Below are 19,252 nucleotides of genomic sequence, written 5' to 3' on the forward strand. Positions count from 1 at the left end.
CCTGACGAACGTCGATCTCTCTGCCGTTCACACCAGCCGAGGCATCGATCGCTGTCAAGCTCACTTCCGGTCAGCCGGCGAACCGGTACAACCGGAACTCCTTCGCCGCGCCGCACACCAGCATCTCGGTGTTCCACGAGCAGGACTCGCTGCGGATCTGCTTGAGCTGCCCCATTTCGACCGGCTTGCCGTCCACCGCCGTCCCGGCGAGGACGCGGTCGTCCTCGTACGCGCTCGGCGCCTCGGAGAAGATCAGCAGGTTGCCGGCGTCCAACCGGACCGCCGTCCCGTCCCGGTCACGCAGCATCGCCGTGCCGTCCGGCGCGAACAGCGTCACCGCGTCCGGCGAGTCCCGCCCGGCCAGCACGTGCTCACCGACCGGCACCAGCGACTCGGCGCGCGGCGCCGGCCACTGCCGGGTGCCCTCACCCTCGGTCGCCGCCACCACCCGGGTGTCGTCGGCGCCGCTGCCGGGCGTCTCCAGCAGGCACACGCGGCGCTCCCCGCAGGTGACGAGATCCTTCACCCGGCCGCCCTGTTCCGGCGCCTCGTACAGCACGCTCGGCGTGCCGAGACCGCCCAGGTCGTAGGCGAGCAGCCGCAGGCCGCGCTCGTTCTCCGCCACGTACAGCCGGTCGTCGCGGGCGGCCACCGGATCGTCGAGCCCGGCGACGTTGCCCCGGTCCTTGAGGATCTTCCCGCTGCGCATGTCGACGACCCGGAGCGACCGGTCCGCGCCGACCTGCACGAGCCGGTCCGCCTTCCCCGCCCACGGGGCGAGCGGCGAGCCCTCGGCGTTGCCGGGCCCGTCCAGCGCCGCGCCGGTGCCGACCGGTACCACCTTCGTGCGCGCGTCGCCGTACTCGGTGCGCGGGTTGGGCCGCTCCCACCGCTGCCGGCCGTCGTCAAGCCGCAGCCCGACCAGGCGTTCGCCGGTGCGGTCCAGCCGGACGATCGTGTCGGGCCCGAGGTACAGGGTGTCGTCGCGGCCGACGTCGGTCCGCCAGCGCTGCTTGCCGGAATCGCCGTCGAGCACCGCGAGCACGCGGGGGGTGTCGCTTCCGGTGGCGTCGCCGAGGACGAGCAGCCCGTCGGGCAGCGCCCGGATCCCCGCCCACCGCTGTGCTGTCGCGTCGGTCCGCTTCTCCCATACCGTCTTGCCGGTGGCCGCCTCGACGGCAGTCACGTGGAGGTGGTCGTCGGGCAGCGAACGGGCCAGGTAGGCGCGTTCCCCGAGCGTCGCGGTGAACATCTGGTCCGGCCGCGTGTCACCGGCGGAGACAGTCTTCACCAGCTCCGCGGTGTGGAAGTCCAGCGCCGGGTGCCGGTCCCGGAACACCCAGAGCAGCACCGACGCCGCCACGGCGACGACCACGAGGCCGGCGCCGAGCGCGATCCACCGGCCGCGCCGTGGCCGGCCGCCGCCGGGCCGGACACCGCCCGGCGCGGGGGAGAAGGGCGCTCCGGGTACGCCGGGCTGCCAGCCGCCGGGCGGGGGAGCGGACGGTCCGGGTACGCCGTAGCCCGCGGCCGGGTGCGGCGGAACCGGACCGTGGGCGGCCGGCATGCCGTCGTACCTCGTCGGCTGTGGCGGAACCGGGCCCGGCGTGCCGTCGTACCTCGTGGCGGGGGTCTGCGGGACGGGGCCGTCGGCTACCAGCGTGCCGTGCGGTCCGGCGGACGCCGCGTCCGGACCGCCGAGCGGCGCGGTCGGGTTCGGCCTCGTCGCACCGGCCGGGACCGTGGCGGCGCTCGCCGTGCCGGCGTCGGTCCCGCCCGCGGGCGGCGCGGGCCGTGTCGATTCGGGCTGGGCCGGCGCGGGTGGTGCCGGCGCGGCCTGGACCGGCACGCCGGGACGGCCGGACCGCCGGGGCAGCGGCAGGTCGGTGAGCGCGCCCTCGGCGACAGGCATCTCCGGCTGCTCCAGCACCGTCGGCGCGATGCCCAGCTCGGCGTGCAGCAGCCGGGCCACCAGCGGCACCCGGGTCGACCCGCCGACCAGGAACAGACCGGAGAGCTGCTCCGGACGCAGCCCGGCGGCGGCGGTCACCTCGCGGGTCTCCGTCACGGCCCGGGCCAGCAGCGGCGCGGCCAGGCGTTCGAAGTCCTCCCGGGACAGCGGCACCGCCGCCTCGACCCCCGGTACGGCGACCGGCGCGACCATGGCCCGGGACAGCATCTCCTTCGCGCCGCGCACGTTGTCCCACAGCTGCTGGCGGTCCCGCCGCTCCGCGGTGGTCGCCGGGTCGGTAAGCCGGGCCCACTCGCCCGGATGGGCCGGGCCGACCAGCTCGCCGAGCCGCCCGAGCAGGGCCGCGTCCAGGTCGAGACCGCCGAGGTCGGGGATCCCGCCGGTGGCGACCAGCTGGAAGCCGGAGTCTCCCCACGGATCGGCGCCCTCGTTGCGCAGCACCGCGACGTCGAGCGTGCCGCCGCCGAAGTCGAACACCGCCACCGCGCCGCCCACCGGCACCGGCCGGCGCAGCACCTGCGTGAAGTAGCGCGCCGCGGCCACCGGCTCCCGCAGCAGGCGGGTGCCGGGCGCGATCGGCCCGGCCAGCGTGTGCTCGGCCGCCGCCGGCCAGCCGGCGAGTTCCAGCGCGTCGTGCAGCACCTGACGGCGGGCCGGCGTCCAGGCCGCCGGGTGGGTGACCACCGCCGGGGGCAGCATCCCGACCGCCGCCACCGCTGCGTCCGCAACCGCGCGCAGCGTCGCGGCCAGCAGCTCCGCCGGCCGGTACGCCCGCCCGCCCAGCTCCACCGTCTCCTCGTCGACCCGGCGCTTCGGGTTCGGCTCGTAGCCGGCCGGGTCGGCCTGGGCCAGGCGCTGCGCGTCCCGCCCGACGTGCAGGTGACCGTCCGCGTCGGCGTACACGCCGGACGGCAGGATCGGGTGGCCGTCGACGAGCACCGGCCGGGTCCGCCCGTCCGGCCAGCGCAGCACCGCCACCGTGTTCGAGGTGCCGAGGTCCACGCCGAGGGCGAAACCGTCCTGCTGGCCTGCCATCCGCGGCTACCTCCACCACCCGACGAGGATGTCCGGCCCGCATCGTACGCAGGCCGCGCCGCCTCGCCGCGCACCCGGCCCGGGGGAATGGACTGGCCGGTCCGGCGCCCGGTCGCATACCGTCGCCGTCATGAGGGTGATCTCCGTCAACGTGGGCCGACCGCAACCGAACCCGTGGAAGGGGATCGGCGCCACCGGCATCGACAAGCGGCCCGTGGACGGCCGGGTCGCCGTCACCGCGCCCGGCCCCAAGGGCAACGGCGACGTCGGGCTCGCCGGTGACCGGGTCTACGACGTGGCCCACCACGGCGGCACCGACCAGGCGGTCTACGCGTACGCCCGGGAGGATCTCGACCACTGGGAGGCCGAGCTGGGCCGCCCGCTCGCCGATGGCAGCTTCGGCGAGAACCTGACCACCACCGGGCTGGACGTCAACGGCGCGCTGATCGGCGAGCGGTGGCGGATCGGGCCGGACCTGGTGCTGGAGGTCTCCTGCCCGCGCATCCCCTGCGGCACGTTCCAGGGGTGGCTGGGCGAACGCGGCTGGATCAAGCGGTTCACCGAGGAGGTACGGCCCGGGGCGTACCTGCGGGTGGTCACGCCGGGCAGCGTCGGCGCCGGAGACCCGGTCGAGGTCGTGCACCGGCCCGACCACGACGTGACTGTGGCGCTGGTGTTCCGGGCCACGACGCTGGAGACGGAGCTGCTGCCCCGGCTGCTGGTCGCCGACGCGCTCCCCGAGGAGGACATGGCGCGGATCCGCCGCCGCTTGACCTGAACCGCACTTCAGGTCGGACGCTCCCGGTGTGCTGAACTCCGTACTCGACGAGGCGTACGAGCGCGTACGCCACACCGGTCCCGAGCGCGACGGGTGGCTGTCCAACCACGTGCCGGTGACTGGCTCGACCTCTTCGACCGTGAGCTGGCCGGCGACCCGTGGCGCGACGTGCCTGCCCGGCTCGCCGCTGTCGTCGACGCCGCCGTGGTCCGGCACGGCACACACGGGTACGCCGGTCCGGTGATGCTCGTGCACGCCGCCACCGCGCCGAACGCCGTCCTGCGTACGCTGCCGGCCCTGCCGCCGGCGCTGTGGCAGCCGAGCCTGGCCGCCGCCTGGGCGGCGACCGCCGCCGTCACCGCCGCCTACGCCCCGGCCGGGGCCCGTGCCCTCCCGCCGGCCGCCGGGCCGGAACTCGACGGTGTCATGGCGCGGGCGCTGGACACCGGGGACGCGCACGCGATCAAATTCATCGACACCCTGAGCGACGCGTACGCCCGCAGCGGCGACCCGGCCCTGCTCGCCGTGGCCGCCCGATCCGTCGAGCAGATCGCCGCAGACTGAACACGTGGAGGGCTGATGACACCCGACGACGAGGCGTTCCTGCGCCGCGCCGTGGAACTCGCCGACCGGGCCGGCGCGTCCGGCGAGCGGCCGTTCGCGTCGCTGCTCGTCGGCGCGGACGGCACCGTCCTGATCGAGGACCACAACACTGTGGTCTCCGACAAGGACGTCACCGCCCACCCGGAGCTGAAGCTGGCCCGCTGGGCCGCCCGGCAGCTCGCCCCCGAGGCGGCCGTCGCCACCACCATGTACACCAGTTGCCAGCCCTGCCCGATGTGCACAGTCGCGATCAACGCATCAGGCCTCGGCCGGGTCGTGTACGCGCTGTCCACCGAGCAGTTCGAGCAGGTCAAGCCTGCGACGCCCGCGCCGCGCCCGGTGCGGTACGACGGGCCGGCGCTGTTCGACGAGGCACGCCGGCCGATCGAGGACCACTACTAGGCACGTCGGCGCTTCTCCGCCTGAGCGCCGAGATCGCCTCCGCTGCGGGGCACCGCGGACGGCGTGCGACGCCTACGCTGTGCCGCACGGCGACAGGGGGTGGGCCGGTGGGGCGTTGGCTGGGGCACGTCGCGATGGCGCTGCTCGGCGCGCTGCTGTTCGGCACGGCCGGCCTGGCCCTCGGCTCCTGGTACGGCGGCCGGGGCGCCGAGCCGCTGAGCGCCGAGGCAACTCGGAGCGCGGCCGGCGAACTGCTGCCCGGTGTCGAGCCGAGCGGCTCGACGACAGTGCAGGGCTACCGGTACGGCGTCTCTCTGACCGCCGACGAGGTCGGCGGGAGCCGGATCGAGTTCCAGTACGGCGACGGCGCCGCCTGCGCGCTGTCCGAGCAGATGCGGCGGGCCGCCGAGACGCGCGGATGGCGGGAACTCCGTCGGGTGCCGGGCGCCTCGTGCGACGGCTGGCGGGCCGAGCGAGACGGGATGACGGTCACGCTCACCCACCCGGCGCACGGGTCGAGGCTGAGCATCACGCAGTCCGCCCCCGGAGGGTTCCGCGCCGCCACGATCACCGGCACCCTGCTCGGCGCCGTCGCCGGTGCGGTGCTGTTCTGGGTGGTGGCGCGGAGTCGTCGGCCCGTACCCCTGCTGGTCGGCACCCTGGTGACCGTCGCCCTGTTCCCTGGGGCCGCCCTCACCTGGACGGATCTGGCCGCGCATCGGCTCGCCGAGCCGGTGTGGCCCGTTTGGCGCGGGCTCGCTCCCGTGCTGGTGCCGCTCTGGCTCGTGCTCCTTCTGATCGGCGTGATCGTCCTCGCGAAGCGACGGGATCCGGCCGTGCCCGTCACCGATCCGGTCGCTACTGGTCGTGCGGGCTGATCAGTGGACGCCCGACTCGTCGTACGGCACGCAGTCCCGGAGGGTGTTCGCACGCCCGCGGACGACCGCGAACACCGGCCGGGACAGCACGACATCGCCCACCCGCTGCACGCGCATGGAGCTCCTATGAAGCGCCGTCGTCGGTTCCTGGCCGCCGCGCTGGCCGTCATGCTGTGCACCGGCTATCTGGTGAGCACCCTGGGTCACCGCCTTGACCACGGCAGCTCGTGGTGGCACGGCGCCGACGCGGCGTCTCGCACGGAAGGGTCGACGACCGAAGTGCGCTTCGCCTTCAGCCCTGGCGGGCAGATCACCTTCGGTGTGTCCATCCGCAATCCCGGGCCGTGGCCCGTCACGATCACGGGGGTCGCGGTCGACGACGGTCCTGCCGACCGGCACGTGTTCAAGGTCGCTCGACTGGCAGCGGGCAGTCCTGCCGGCGAGCCCGCTGCTCTCGTGTTCGATCCGGCTACGGCGTCACCCCTCCGGTCGACCGAAGTAGGACCGGGAAGGGAGCTGCCGGTCTTCGTGACGATCACGATTCCGGACGTCGAGCAGGCGCCCGGGGGAGGACTCGTCTTCGACGACCTCGCGATCGGCTACGAGGTGCTCGGCCTGCCTCGCCACCAGCGGGTGCCGATGGGTTTCCGCTTGTTCGTCCATTCGCCGCGCGGCTACGTTCCCGGCGAAGACCGGGAGCGGCCCGGGAACTAGAACGCGATCCCAGGGTGCGGGCTAGCCTGACCGCTGTGACGTCGATCGAGCAGCGTGAACGGGACGTCTGGCCGGACCCCGGCCCGGAGGCCACGTCTCTCGTGAGGCGCTGCGTGGAGCTACGACGCAAACCGCTGGCTGAGTTCACGGTCGAAGACCTGCGCATCATGCTCGGGCAAGAAATCGGCGTGCCGGCTCTGCTACCTCTCGCGTTGCAGGTCCTGCTTCGCGATCCGTTGGCGGAGGGCGACTACTACCCGGGTGACCTGCTCGCCAACGTGCTGCGGCTCCCCGAGCCGGCGTGGTCGGGCCTGCGACCCGAACGGGAGCGGCTGCGATCTGTTCTGGCCGAACTCGTCGCCGATCGCCCGTTCTCCGACCCGGACCTTGAACCTCGCGAGCCGGACCGGCATCTGCGCGACGCCGTCGTGGGGTTCCTCGGTCGATGAGAGCGGCGGGGGTCATCTGCCGGCGAGGTGCTCTGGTGGCATCATCGATCCGTGCCTGTGATCGAAGTTGTCCTCGGTGACATCACCCGAGAGGACGTCGATGCCGTCGTCACCGCGGCGAATGAGTCGCTGTTGGGTGGCGGCGGTGTGGACGGGGCGATTCATCGTGCAGCCGGACCGCGGCTGGCCCAGGCGGGTGCTGCCCTGGCACCGTGCGATCCGGGCGACGCGGTCGCCACGCCGGCGTTCGATCTTGACCCACCGGTACGCCATGTCATTCACACCGTCGGCCCGGTGTGGGAAGGCGGCGGCTACGGTGAGGCCGATGTCCTGGCGTCGTGCTACCGGCGCAGCCTCGAGGTTGCCGATGAGATCGCCGCTCGCCGCGTCGCCTTCCCCGCCATCGCTACTGGTGTGTACGGGTTCCCGACCGACCAGGCAGCGAAGATCGCGATCTCGACCATCAGAGCGACACCGACGAACGTCGAGTACGTCCGCCTGGTCGCCTTCGACCAGGCCACGTACGAACTGCTGGCTTCGGCGCTCCAGGGGCACGGCCGTTGAGTTCGTGAGGCGGATCCTCGCAGGCGGCCGGAGCAGCTGATGGCCACGGCTGGCCCGAGCGAGGGAGTCGCCGACCGGCCCAGGCTCGGGGGATGCGTCTGACCGGGGCCGGAGGCCGTGGAGCGGGCGACGGGAATCGAACCCGCACCGTCAGTTTGGAAGACTGAAGCTCTGCCATTGAGCTACGCCCGCGAGCGCCCCACCACAGCAGGGCGCGCCGACAGCGTACCGAATCACCCCCGCCGCCGTGCAGCGCGTACCCCGCGCACGCCGCCGACCGTCAAGATCCACACAATTTCGGCGAGGTGGCGCCTTCCTGCGCCCCCGGACCCAGCCACTTCCCCGAACTGGCGCCCGACGCCACCCGACGCCACCCGCCACACCGCGCGCCGTGCCCCGGTCACCCGCGCGAGGGGCCGGACGGCATACACTCTTCGTCGCCACCGGGGTGTGGCGCAGCTTGGTAGCGCACTCGCTTTGGGAGCGAGGGGCCGTGGGTTCAAATCCCGCCACCCCGACTGTCGTTCGCGACCGGATCGTCCCGGGAACCGCCGGTTTTTTCCGCGCGGTACCCGGGCCCTGCCGATGCCGTCGGCCGGCTCGCCTACACTCGATGCGCGCAATCACGCCCCAGACTCAACACCCAGATCCGTCAAGGAGTACGCCTGTGAAGAGCACCGTCGAGACTCTGAGCCCGACGCGCGTGCGGCTCGCCATCGAGGTGCCGTTCGTCGAGCTCGAGCCGAGCCTCAAGAAGGCGTACCGGGAGATCGGCCAGCAGGTCCAGGTTCCCGGCTTCCGCCGGGGCAAGGTCCCCAGCGCGGTGATCGACCAGCGGGTGGGCCGGGGGACCGTCCTCAACGAGGCGATCCAGGAGGCCATCCCGCAGAACATCCTCGCCGCGGTCCGGGAGCACGACCTGAAGACGCTCGGCCGTCCCGAGGTCGACATCACGGAGTTCAACGACGGCGACTCGCTCAACTTCACCGCCGAGGTGGACGTCCGGCCGGAGATCACCCTGCCGGACCCGGCCACCATCGAGGTGACCGTCGACGAGATCCAGATCGCCGACAGCGAGATCGACGAGCAGATCAACAGCCTGCGCGAGCGGTTCGCCACGCTGAAGACCGTCGAGCGGGCCGCCCAGGAGGGCGACTTCGTGCAGATCGACCTGAACGCCACTGTTGACGGCGAGGAGGTCCCGGGCGGTTCGGCGAGCAACATCTCGCACGAGGTGGGCAGCAAGCAGCTCCTGCCGGGTCTGGACGAGGCGCTGGTCGGCCTGGCCGCCGGCGACAGCACCACCTTCACCACGCAGCTCGTCGGCGGCGACTACGCCGGCCGTGACGCCGACGTGGCGGTGACCGTCCGCACGGTCAAGGAGAAGGAGCTCCCCGAGCTCAACGACGACTTCGCGCAGATGGCCAGCGAGTTCGACACCATCGACGAGCTGCGCGCCGACCTGCGGGAGCGGGTCACCCGGGGCAAGCAGGTCGAGCAGATCTACGCCGCCCGTGACAAGGCCCTGGAGCAGATGGTGGCCGCCGCCGAGGTGCCGGCGCCCGAGGGCGTCGTCAAGGAGGAGGTCGAGAGCCGCAAGGCCGCGATGGTCGACCAGCTCGAGCGCATCGGCGCCTCCCTGGAGGAATACCTCGCGGCGGAGGAGAAGACCGAGGAGCAGATCGACACCGAGCTGACCGAGGCGGCGACCGACGGCGTCAAGATCCAGCTCCTGCTGGACACCCTGGCCGACGCCGAGGACGTGCAGGTCTCCGACGACGAGTTCGGTCACGAGATCGTGCACCGTGCGCAGCGCGCCGGCATGGCCCCGCAGCAGTACTACGACCAGCTGGTCCGCTCCGGCGCCGCCGCGGCCGTCTTCGGCGACGTCCGCCGGGGCAAGGCGCTCGCCGCGGTGATGGAGAAGATCAAGATCAAGGACTCGGCGGGCAACGAGGTCTCCCTCGACGCGCTGCGGGCCCAGAACGAGGCCGAGCACGACCACCAGCACTGACCATCGGGGGTGTCGGCCGCCGTCCCGCGCTGCGCGCCGGGCGGCGGCCGAAACCCTTTCCGGGGTACGCCGTGCGGGTGACTGCGCTGAGAGCGAACAGTGCCCCGACCGGGAGTACGCCTCCCGGCTGAGCGGTTAGTGTCGGGTAGGACGGTACGGAGAGCGAAGGGCTGCCATGACCGACATGCACATCCCCAAGAAGTCGCTCCGGGTGAACGAGGCCCGCGGTGGCGACTCCATTGGCAACCTCGACGACTCGGTCTACAACCGGTTGCTCAAGGAACGGATCATCTTCCTGGGCAGTGAGGTGAACGACCAGGTGGCCAACCGCATCTGCGCGCAGCTCCTGCTGCTCGCGGCGGAGGACCCGGACCGCGACATCTTCCTCTGGATCAACTCGCCGGGTGGCTCGGTCTACTCCGGCATGGCGATCTACGACACCATGCAGTACATCGACAACGACGTCTCGACCGTGGCGATGGGCATGGCCGCCTCCATGGGCCAGCTGCTGCTCTGCGCGGGCACCAAGGGCAAGCGCTACGCCCTGCCGCACGCGCGGATCATGATGCACCAGCCCTCGGGTGGCCTCGGCGGCACCGCGTCGGACATCGCGATCCAGGCCGAGCAGATGCTCTACACCAAGCGGATGTTCCAGGAGCGGGTCGCGTTCCACACCGGCCAGTCCCAGGCACAGATCGAGGCGGACTCGGACCGTGACCGCTGGTTCACCGCCCAGGAGGCCATGGACTACGGCTTCATCGACAAGGTGATCATCGGGGCCGCGCAGGTTCCGGATGGCGCCGGGACCCTGAGCTGACCGAGGAGCTGACGATGACCGACCTGAGCCTGCCGCCCCAGTTCGCGGCCGTGCACAACCGCTACGTTCTGCCGTCGTTCGTCGAGCGCACGTCGTACGGGATGAAGGAGTCCAACCCGTACAACAAGCTCTTCGAGGACCGGATCATCTTCCTCGGCGTCCAGGTGGACGACGCGTCGGCCAACGACGTGATGGCCCAGCTGCTGACGCTGGAGGGCACCGACCCGGACCGCGACATCATCATGTACATCAACTCGCCCGGTGGCTCCTTCACCGCCATGACGGCGATCTACGACACCATGCAGTACGTCCGCCCGGACATCCAGACCGTCTGCCTCGGGCAGGCGGCGAGCGCGGCGGCGGTGCTGCTCTCCGCGGGCACGCCGGGTAAGCGGATGGCGCTGCCCAACTCCCGGATCATCATCCACCAGCCGGCCACCGAGGGCGGCTACGGCCAGGGCTCGGACATCGAGATCCAGGCGCGGGAGATCCTGCGGATGCGGACGCAGCTGGAGGACATGCTCTCCCGGCACTGCAACCGCCCGATCGAGCAGGTTCGCAAGGACATCGACCGTGACAAGATCATGACGGCCGAGGAGTCCAAGGAGTACGGGCTGGTCGACACGATCCTGACCAGCCGCAAGAAGGGTCTGCTGGCGTCGCACGCCGCGGGCTGAGCAACGTGTGGTCGGAGGTCGGTCGGGGTATCGTTCCCGGTCGACCTCTGACACACCCGTTTTGGGGGTCGGAGAAAACCCGGCCACCGGGTAACGTCGGGTCTGTACCGCTCCGCCGGTCGGATCAGGTGGAGCCGACAGCATGGTGGGACGACAGGACGGACGGGCGCTCCGGCGCTCGCAGGTCAGGGCCGGCGTTCCGGCCGACGAGTGCAGGGAGAACGTAGGTGGCACGGATCGGTGACGGCGGCGACCTACTGAAATGCTCGTTCTGCGGCAAGTCGCAGAAGCAGGTCAAGAAGCTCATCGCGGGCCCTGGTGTCTACATCTGCGACGAGTGCATCGACCTCTGCAACGAGATCATCGAAGAGGAGCTGGCCGAGTCCGGCGAGGTGAAGTGGGAAGAGCTTCCCAAGCCGATGGAGATCTGCCAGTTCCTCGACAACTACGTCGTCGGTCAGGAGCAGGCCAAGAAGGCGCTCGCCGTCGCGGTCTACAACCACTACAAGCGGATCCAGGCCGAGGCCGCAGGCGCGCCGGGCTCCGGCACCGACGGCGTCGAGCTGGCCAAGTCCAACATCCTGCTGCTCGGCCCGACGGGTTGCGGCAAGACGCACCTGGCGCAGACGCTCGCGCGGATGCTCAACGTCCCGTTCGCCATCGCCGACGCCACCGCGCTCACCGAGGCGGGCTACGTCGGTGAGGACGTCGAGAACATCCTGCTGAAGCTGATCCAGGCCGCCGACTACGACATCAAGCGCGCCGAGACGGGCATCATCTACATCGACGAGGTCGACAAGATCGCCCGCAAGTCGGAGAACCCGTCGATCACCCGTGACGTCTCCGGCGAGGGCGTGCAGCAGGCGCTGCTGAAGATGCTCGAAGGCACCGTCGCCAACGTGCCGCCGCAGGGCGGGCGCAAGCACCCGCACCAGGAGTTCATCCAGATCGACACCACGAACGTGCTGTTCATCTGCGGTGGCGCGTTCGCCGGGCTCGACCAGATCATCGAGGCCCGCACCGGCTCCGGCGGCACCGGCTTCGGCGCCCGGCTCCGGTCGGTGTCCGAGCGGTCGACCGACGACATCTTCAGCCAGGTCATGCCGGAGGACATGCTGAAGTTCGGGCTCATCCCCGAGTTCATCGGCCGGCTTCCGGTGATCACCAACGTGCGCAGCCTCGACCGCAGCGCCCTGGTGCGGATCCTGACCGAGCCGCGCAACGCGCTGGTCCGGCAGTACCAGCGCCTGTTCGAGCTGGACGGCGTCGAGCTGGAGTTCGAGCAGCCCGCGCTGGAGGCCATCGCCGACCAGGCCATGCTCCGCGGCACCGGCGCCCGCGGCCTGCGGGCGATCATGGAAGAGGTGCTCCTCTCCGTGATGTACGAGGTGCCGAGCAACCCCGACGCCGCCCGGGTGCTGATCACCCGCGAGGTCGTCCTGGAGAACGTCAACCCGACGATCGTGCCCCGCGAGTTCACCGGCCGGCGCCGGCGGGACCGCGAGGAGAAGTCGGCCTGATACCGCCGTTCGCGACCGCGCCCGGGTCAGCTCGGGCGCGGTCCGCGTGAGCGGGTCCGCCGGTCCCACTCGCCCGACGGGGTGACCACCACCATCATCAGGCGCACCGGCCCGTCACCGGCCGTGCGATAGCCGTGCTCCCGGTCGGCGTGGAACTCGACCGTCTCGCCGGCGCGTACGTCGTGGTCGACGCCGTCCACTGTGACAGTGGCGACGCCGTCGAGCACGTGCAGGATCTCCCGGGTGCCGTGGGCGTGGTCGGGGGACCGCAACGCCTCCCCGGGTTCCATCCGCCAGTCCCACAGCTCGACCAGGTCGGGTTCGCCGAGGCCGCTGAGCAGACGCGCCAGGCCGCCGTTCGGGCCGCGCCACAGCACCGGCGCCTCGTCGGCCGCGCTGACCCGCACCGTGCTCTGTTCGGCCGGCTCCAGCAGCCGGGCGATGCTGACGCCGAACGCGTCGGCGACCCGGCAGAGCGTGCCGATGCTCGGGTTGGTGCGCGCCCCCTCGATCTGCACCAGCATGCCCTTGCTGACTCCGGACCGGCCGGCCAGTTCCTCGAACGACCAGCCGCGTGCTGCTCGCAGGTCACGTACCTGGCGGGCGACCGCTGAGGTCACCGCGCCGACCCGTCCACCGGTATCGGTCATCACACTGTCCTTCACGGTCACTATTATGGTACGACTGCGGGATGCTCCCCATTGTCCTCGCCGCCGTGTCCGCGCTGGCCTTCGGCACGGCCGACTTCGCCGGCGGCAAGGCGTCCCGACGCGCCGACCCGATCGCCGTGACTGTCGTGTCGCAGATCCTCAGCGTTCCGCTGCTGCTCGTCCTCGTCCTCGTGGTGCCCGGCACGCCGAGCCCGCTCGACCTGGGGTGGGGACTGCTCGCCAGCGTGGCGGGCGCGGGCGGCGTCATGCTGCTCTACCGCTCGCTCGCCACCGGCGTGATGGCTGTCGTCGCGCCCGTCACCGCGATCACCGCGGCGATCGTGCCGATCGTCGCCGGCCTGGTCCTCGCGCACTCGCCGGGTGCTGTTGCGCTCGGCGGCGCCGGGCTCGCCGTGGTCGCCATCGGGCTGGTCAGCCTGGGGGAGCGCGGCGCGGCACGCCGCGTCTCCGGCCGCGTGATCGGCATGGCACTGGCCGCCGGACTGCTCTTCGGCGTCTTCTTCGCGCTGCTCGGCCAGGCCGACGAGGCCGCCGGCATGTGGCCGGTTCTGGCGGTACGCGTCAGCTCGATCGCGTTCGGCCTCGCGCTCGCCGTCCGTACCGGCGCACGCCTGCGACTGGGGCGGCGCGTCCTCGGCTGGGCTGCGACGGCCGGCCTGCTCGACTCCGCCGCGAACGCGCTCTTCCTCGCCGCGGCGGGGCGGGGGCACCTGAGCGTGGTGGCCGCGATCGCCTCGCTCTACCCGGCGAGCACCGTCCTGCTCGCGCTCGCCGTCGACCGGGAACGACTCCGGCCGGCACAGGTCGCGGGGCTCGGCTTCGCCGCGGCGGCGCTCGTCCTGTCCAGCGTCTGAGCCCTGTCGCGCGCCTGCTTCCGCCCGTACCCTCGGGTCATGCGCGTCGCCGTCTGCCAGCTCAACGCCCGCGACGACCGGGCGGCGAACCTCGCCGCCGCCGAGGCCCTGCTGGTCAGGGCCGCGGCGGCCGGCGCGGACCTCGCCCTCCTTCCGGAGTACGTCGACTACCTCGGTCACGCCGACCGGATGCCGCCGGCCGAGCCGGTCGACGGCACTGTGGGGCGGTTCTTCGCGGAGACCGCCCGCCGGCTGGGCATGTGGGTGATCGCCGGCTCGTTCCACGAGGCGGGTCCGGACCCGGCGCACACCTGGAACACCTCCCTGGTCTTCGACCGCGAGGGCGCGCTCGCCGCCGCCTACCGCAAGATCCATCTGTACGACGTGGAGATCCCCGGCCGCGTCTCCTACCTCGAGTCGGCAACCGTCGCGCCGGGCGAAAAGCCAGTGGTGGTCGACGTCGAGGGTCTGCGGGTCGGCCTGTCCATCTGTTACGACCTGCGGTTCCCGGAGTTGTACCGGCAGCTCGCGACCGACGGCGGCGCCGAACTGCTCGTGGTGCCCGCGGCGTTCATGATGCACACCGGGCGGGACCACTGGGAGGTGCTGCTACGGGCCCGGGCGATCGAGAACCAGTGCTTCGTGGCGGCGGCCGGACAGACAGGTGACCACGACCCGGGCCGGACCTGCTTCGGGCGCAGCATGGTGGTCGACCCGTGGGGGACCGTGCTGAACCAGGTCGCCGACGGTCCGGGACTGGCGGTCACCGAGATCGACCTGGAGCGGCTGCGGACGATCCGCGCCGAGCTGCCCAGCCTGGCCAACCGCCGGCTCTGATCGCGGTCAGCCTCCGAAGAGCAGGCCCAGGGCGGCGATACCGGCGATCGCCGCCGCGGTGACCAGGAGAGCGGTGGTCATCCGGGAGGGGCCGCGTCGGGCCAGGCGCCTGATCGACAGCACCAGTACGGCGAGCACGACGGCCCCGATCACCAACTGCCAGAACGGCAGCAGGAGGCCGAGCAGAGCGTCCTCGGCGACGGCCGGGACCGGGGACGGATCATCCATGCCGACCACTCTGGCACGGGACCGCTCAGGAACGCTCTCTTCGACGCCGGCATTCCTGTGGACCCGTCACGCTCGCCCAATGACGATCATTGATTTGCCTTCCGGGGCGGGTCCGCGTAACTTTCTCTCTGCACGCGGGAGGCCGGGCAAACCGGCCGAGAACGGGCGCCAGGCTGGTGGCGGTGACGCCGAGCCAGACTGAGATTCGGGCGGTGCTCGACACTCCGGGACACGGAGTTGCGAACGCGAAGCCGACCGGGTAGAGTTCGAAAGCCGGCAGGGAGCCGGGCGGGTGGTCGCGAGAGCGACGCCGGCCGGTCCGCCGAAACCCACGAAAGCAACGACCACCGGAAACGGTGAGCGTCAGCGTGGGTCTGGTCGAGCCAAGTTGATGACCTCGAACGCGAGGTTGACGACGGAAGCAAGGCCGAGTAGGTTGGAGAGGTTGCCCCAAACAGGGGTTCCGCTGGTAGCGGTGCTTCTGGTTGGTGTGTGGTTGTTCTTTGAGAACTCAACAGGGTGCTTGTAAAGCCAGTGCCAATTGTTTTATACCCCGTACTGGTCAGGCCTTTTGGTTTGGCTGGTTGGGATTCCTTTGGCAACACTTTTGTTGTCAGGATGCTGTTCGACAAGTTTTTGTTGGAGAGTTTGATCCTGGCTCAGGACGAACGCTGGCGGCGTGCTTAACACATGCAAGTCGAGCGGAAAGGCCCTTCGGGGTACTCGAGCGGCGAACGGGTGAGTAACACGTGAGCAACCTGCCCCAGGCTTTGGGATAACCCCGGGAAACCGGGGCTAATACCGAATATGACCTCTGACCGCATGGTTGGTGGTGGAAAGTTTTTCGGCTTGGGATGGGCTCGCGGCCTATCAGCTTGTTGGTGGGGTGATGGCCTACCAAGGCGACGACGGGTAGCCGGCCTGAGAGGGCGACCGGCCACACTGGGACTGAGACACGGCCCAGACTCCTACGGGAGGCAGCAGTGGGGAATATTGCACAATGGGCGGAAGCCTGATGCAGCGACGCCGCGTGAGGGATGACGGCCTTCGGGTTGTAAACCTCTTTCAGCAGGGACGAAGCGTAAGTGACGGTACCTGCAGAAGAAGCGCCGGCCAACTACGTGCCAGCAGCCGCGGTAAGACGTAGGGCGCGAGCGTTGTCCGGATTTATTGGGCGTAAAGAGCTCGTAGGCGGCTTGTCGCGTCGACCGTGAAAACTTGGGGCTCAACCCCAAGCCTGCGGTCGATACGGGCAGGCTAGAGTTCGGTAGGGGAGACTGGAATTCCTGGTGTAGCGGTGAAATGCGCAGATATCAGGAGGAACACCGGTGGCGAAGGCGGGTCTCTGGGCCGATACTGACGCTGAGGAGCGAAAGCGTGGGGAGCGAACAGGATTAGATACCCTGGTAGTCCACGCTGTAAACGTTGGGCGCTAGGTGTGGGGGGGCCTCTCCGGTTCCCTGTGCCGCAGCTAACGCATTAAGCGCCCCGCCTGGGGAGTACGGCCGCAAGGCTAAAACTCAAAGGAATTGACGGGGGCCCGCACAAGCGGCGGAGCATGCGGATTAATTCGATGCAACGCGAAGAACCTTACCTGGGTTTGACATGGCCGCAAAACTGTCAGAGATGGCAGGTCCTTCGGGGGCGGTCACAGGTGGTGCATGGCTGTCGTCAGCTCGTGTCGTGAGATGTTGGGTTAAGTCCCGCAACGAGCGCAACCCTCGTTCGATGTTGCCAGCGCGTTATGGCGGGGACTCATCGAAGACTGCCGGGGTCAACTCGGAGGAAGGTGGGGATGACGTCAAGTCATCATGCCCCTTATGTCCAGGGCTTCACGCATGCTACAATGGCCGGTACAATGGGCTGCGATACCGTGAGGTGGAGCGAATCCCAAAAAGCCGGTCTCAGTTCGGATCGGGGTCTGCAACTCGACCCCGTGAAGTCGGAGTCGCTAGTAATCGCAGATCAGCAACGCTGCGGTGAATACGTTCCCGGGCCTTGTACACACCGCCCGTCACGTCACGAAAGTCGGCAACACCCGAAGCCGGTGGCCCAACCCTTGTGGAGGGAGCCGTCGAAGGTGGGGCTGGCGATTGGGACGAAGTCGTAACAAGGTAGCCGTACCGGAAGGTGCGGCTGGATCACCTCCTTTCTAAGGAGCACCATCCACCGAAAGGTGGCATGGAGCCCACACCGCCCGAACGTGGTGGTGGGGTGCTCAGATGGCGGAGACACTGGCAAGTTCGGCGCCGGCAACGGCCGTGGTTCCTCTAGTACAGCTGCTCTTCGGGGTGGTGGGAACGAGACTGTGGTGCGGCTGGTGAAGGATGTAAGCACCCTGTTGGGTCCTGAAAGAACAACCCGAGTGGTTGTCTTTCAGAGCCTTGAGACGGACCGAAGGGTCTGTCAGGCGCCAGGCATGGCCTGGTCTCGCAAACCGTGACCATGTGGTGGTTGCAGGTGTGGGGCTGTGGGTTGTGGGTTGGTTGTTTGTTGAGAATTGCACAGTGGACGCGAGCATCTTTGTGGTCAAGTTGTCAAGGGCGAACGGTGGATGCCTTGGCACCAGGAGCCGATGAAGGACGTGGGAGGCCGCGATAGGCCTGGGGGAGCTGTCAACCAAGCTGTGATCCCAGGGTGTCCGAATGGGGAAACCCGGCATCAGTCATGTGATGTCACCCGCACCTGAACACATAGGGTGTGTGGGGGGAACGCGGGGAAGTGAAACATCTCAGTACCCGTAGGAAGAGAAAACAAATAGTGATTCCGTGAGTAGTGGCGAGCGAAAGCGGATTGAGGCTAAACCGGCGGCGTGTGATACCTGTCAGGGGTTGCGTGGTCGGGGTTGTGGGACCCTGCTCAACAGACTGACATCTGTTGGAGAAGTTACAAAGCCAGTGGCTAGTCGAACAGTCTGGAATGGCTGACCGTAGACGGTGATAGTCCGGTAGGTGAAAGCTGCTGGTCTTCTGTGGGTGTTCCCGAGTAGCGGCGGACTCCTGAAATCTGCCGTGAATCTGCCAGGACCACCTGGTAAGCCTAAATACTTCCTGGTGACCGATAGCGGACAAGTACCGTGAGGGAATGGTGAAAAGTACCCCGGGAGGGGAGTGAAATAGTACCTGAAACCGTTCGCCTACAATCCGTCGGAGCCTTGCGGGGTGACGGCGTGCCTTTTGAAGAATGAGCCTGCGAGTTAGTGGCATGTGGCGAGGTTAACCCGTGTGGGGGAGCCGTAGCGAAAGCGAGTCTGAATAGGGCGTTTTTAGTCGCATGCTCTAGACCCGAAGCGGAGTGATCTAGCCATGGGCAGGCTGAAGCGCGGGTAAGACCGCGTGGAGGGCCGAACCCACCAACGTTGAAAAGTTGGGGGATGACCTGTGGTTAGGGGTGAAAGGCCAATCAAACTCCGTGATAGCTGGTTCTCCCCGAAATGCATTTAGGTGCAGCGTCGCGTGTTTCTTGCCGGAGGTAGAGCACTGGATGGTCTAGGGGGCCCACAAGCTTACCGAAATCAGCCAAACTCCGAATGCCGGTAAGTGAGAGCGCGGCAGTGAGACTGCGGGGGATAAGCTTCGTAGTCGAGAGGGAAACAGCCCAGATCACCAGCTAAGGCCCCTAAGCGTGTGCTAAGTGGAAAAGGATGTGGGGTCGCATAGACAACCAGGAGGTTGGCTTAGAAGCAGCCACCCTTTAAAGAGTGCGTAATAGCTCACTGGTCAAGTGGTTCCGCGCCGACAATGTAGCGGGGCTCAAGCACACCGCCGAAGCTGTGGCATTCACATTTTAACTTCGTGCCTCCTTGATGGGGTATGCAGGTGTGTGGATGGGTAGGGGAGCGTCGTGCCGGGGGTGAAGCAGCGGGGTGACCCAGTTGTGGACGCGGCACGAGTGAGAATGCAGGCATGAGTAGCGAAAGAAGGGTGAGAAACCCTTCCGCCGGATGACCAAGGGTTCCAGGGCCAGGCTAATCCGCCCTGGGTGAGTCGGGACCTAAGGCGAGGCCGAGAGGCGTAGTCGATGGACAACGGGTTGATATTCCCGTACCCGCGAAAGAGCGACCCTGACGAACCTCGTTGTGCTAACCACCCGAACTGCCGGCGGTCTTCGGACCAATGGTGGGGAGCGTGGGAACCTGGCGGGTAGTAGTCAAGCGATGGGGTGACGCAGGAAGGTAGCTGAGCCCGGCCGGTGGTTGTGCCGGGGTAAGCGTGTAGGCCGTGCCGTAGGCAAATCCGC

Annotated in this window: 16 protein-coding genes, 2 tRNA genes, 1 rRNA gene and 1 other annotated feature (1 of these 20 cut by a window edge); of the genes, 15 read left to right on the forward strand and 4 right to left on the reverse strand. The window is 69.2% G+C overall.

The features are described from left to right. Positions 1-70: 70 nt before the first annotated feature. Positions 71-3,007, reverse strand: coding sequence for an Hsp70 family protein (locus ML5_RS16795; RefSeq protein WP_013475483.1), 2,937 nt, complete (start codon positions 3,005-3,007; stop codon positions 71-73). A 130-nt stretch (positions 3,008-3,137) separates the two neighbouring features. On the opposite strand from ML5_RS16795, the gene ML5_RS16800 reads away from it, so the two are divergent. From ML5_RS16800 to ML5_RS16830, 7 genes are all read left to right on the forward strand, one after another. Continuing rightward, a complete protein-coding gene (locus ML5_RS16800; protein ID WP_013288040.1) occupies positions 3,138-3,785 on the forward strand; it encodes an MOSC domain-containing protein in 648 nt (215 codons plus the stop codon). 93 nt (positions 3,786-3,878) lie between these two features. Beyond that, positions 3,879-4,349, forward strand: a complete 471-nt coding sequence (locus ML5_RS32030; RefSeq protein ID WP_013475484.1) for a questin oxidase family protein — start codon at positions 3,879-3,881, stop codon at positions 4,347-4,349. Between the two features lie 15 nt (positions 4,350-4,364). Next, complete coding sequence (locus ML5_RS16810) at positions 4,365-4,790, forward strand: nucleoside deaminase (protein WP_013475485.1); 426 nt, start codon at positions 4,365-4,367, stop codon at positions 4,788-4,790. Between the two features lie 107 nt (positions 4,791-4,897). Further along, positions 4,898-5,668 carry a hypothetical protein gene (locus ML5_RS16815; protein WP_013475486.1) on the forward strand — a complete coding sequence of 257 codons (771 nt, stop codon included), beginning with the start codon at positions 4,898-4,900 and terminating at the stop codon, positions 5,666-5,668. 126 nt (positions 5,669-5,794) lie between these two features. Next, positions 5,795-6,382 carry a hypothetical protein gene (locus tag ML5_RS16820; RefSeq protein WP_013475488.1) on the forward strand — a complete coding sequence of 196 codons (588 nt, stop codon included), beginning with the start codon at positions 5,795-5,797 and terminating at the stop codon, positions 6,380-6,382. 35 nt (positions 6,383-6,417) lie between these two features. Then, the gene (locus tag ML5_RS16825; RefSeq protein ID WP_041784201.1) at positions 6,418-6,831 is read left to right on the forward strand and encodes a contact-dependent growth inhibition system immunity protein; all 414 of its coding nucleotides are present in this window, start codon (positions 6,418-6,420) and stop codon (positions 6,829-6,831) included. A 51-nt stretch (positions 6,832-6,882) separates the two neighbouring features. Continuing rightward, positions 6,883-7,395, forward strand: a complete 513-nt coding sequence (locus ML5_RS16830; RefSeq protein ID WP_085983666.1) for an O-acetyl-ADP-ribose deacetylase — start codon at positions 6,883-6,885, stop codon at positions 7,393-7,395. Positions 7,396-7,513: 118 nt separating this feature from the next. Here the strand turns inward: ML5_RS16830 and ML5_RS16835 are convergent. Next, positions 7,514-7,587: transfer RNA gene (locus ML5_RS16835), tRNA-Gly, on the reverse strand. A gap of 252 nt (positions 7,588-7,839) precedes the next feature. Between ML5_RS16835 and ML5_RS16840 the strand changes: the two genes are divergently transcribed. From ML5_RS16840 to clpX, 5 genes are all read left to right on the forward strand, one after another. Further along, positions 7,840-7,913 (forward strand) — tRNA-Pro (locus ML5_RS16840). Between the two features lie 149 nt (positions 7,914-8,062). Then, on the forward strand, positions 8,063-9,409 hold the full coding sequence (gene tig / locus ML5_RS16845; RefSeq protein ID WP_013288036.1) for a trigger factor: 1,347 nt from the start codon (positions 8,063-8,065) through the stop codon (positions 9,407-9,409). 175 nt (positions 9,410-9,584) lie between these two features. Beyond that, the gene (locus ML5_RS16850) at positions 9,585-10,226 is read left to right on the forward strand and encodes an ATP-dependent Clp protease proteolytic subunit (protein WP_013288035.1); all 642 of its coding nucleotides are present in this window, start codon (positions 9,585-9,587) and stop codon (positions 10,224-10,226) included. Between the two features lie 14 nt (positions 10,227-10,240). Next, positions 10,241-10,903, forward strand: a complete 663-nt coding sequence (locus tag ML5_RS16855; protein WP_013288034.1) for an ATP-dependent Clp protease proteolytic subunit — start codon at positions 10,241-10,243, stop codon at positions 10,901-10,903. Positions 10,904-11,130: 227 nt separating this feature from the next. Then, positions 11,131-12,423, forward strand: a complete 1,293-nt coding sequence (clpX, locus tag ML5_RS16860; protein WP_013288033.1) for an ATP-dependent Clp protease ATP-binding subunit ClpX — start codon at positions 11,131-11,133, stop codon at positions 12,421-12,423. 26 nt (positions 12,424-12,449) lie between these two features. Here the strand turns inward: clpX and ML5_RS16865 are convergent, their stop codons facing one another. Next, complete coding sequence (locus ML5_RS16865) at positions 12,450-13,073, reverse strand: helix-turn-helix domain-containing protein (RefSeq protein WP_013288032.1); 624 nt, start codon at positions 13,071-13,073, stop codon at positions 12,450-12,452. A gap of 41 nt (positions 13,074-13,114) precedes the next feature. Here ML5_RS16865 and ML5_RS16870 point away from each other — a divergent pair, with 41 nt between their 5' ends. Together ML5_RS16870 and ML5_RS16875 are read left to right on the forward strand one after the other, a co-directional pair. Continuing rightward, positions 13,115-13,948, forward strand: coding sequence for an EamA family transporter (locus tag ML5_RS16870; RefSeq protein WP_013475491.1), 834 nt, complete (start codon positions 13,115-13,117; stop codon positions 13,946-13,948). Positions 13,949-13,987: 39 nt separating this feature from the next. Continuing rightward, on the forward strand, positions 13,988-14,785 hold the full coding sequence (locus tag ML5_RS16875) for a carbon-nitrogen hydrolase family protein (protein WP_013475492.1): 798 nt from the start codon (positions 13,988-13,990) through the stop codon (positions 14,783-14,785). A gap of 6 nt (positions 14,786-14,791) precedes the next feature. Here the strand turns inward: ML5_RS16875 and ML5_RS16880 are convergent, their stop codons facing one another. Then, entirely contained in the window at positions 14,792-15,013 is a 222-nt protein-coding gene (locus ML5_RS16880) for a hypothetical protein (protein ID WP_013288029.1), read from the reverse strand. Positions 15,014-15,649: 636 nt separating this feature from the next. Between ML5_RS16880 and ML5_RS16885 the strand changes: the two genes are divergently transcribed. Further along, a 16S ribosomal RNA gene (locus ML5_RS16885) occupies positions 15,650-17,165 on the forward strand. A gap of 375 nt (positions 17,166-17,540) precedes the next feature. Then, positions 17,541-19,252: a sequence feature (23S ribosomal RNA rRNA prediction is too short), on the forward strand; it runs 215 nt beyond the window's last position.

The sequence above is a fragment of the Micromonospora sp. L5 genome, assembly GCF_000177655.2.
Classification (GTDB): Bacteria; Actinomycetota; Actinomycetes; order Mycobacteriales; family Micromonosporaceae; genus Micromonospora; species Micromonospora aurantiaca.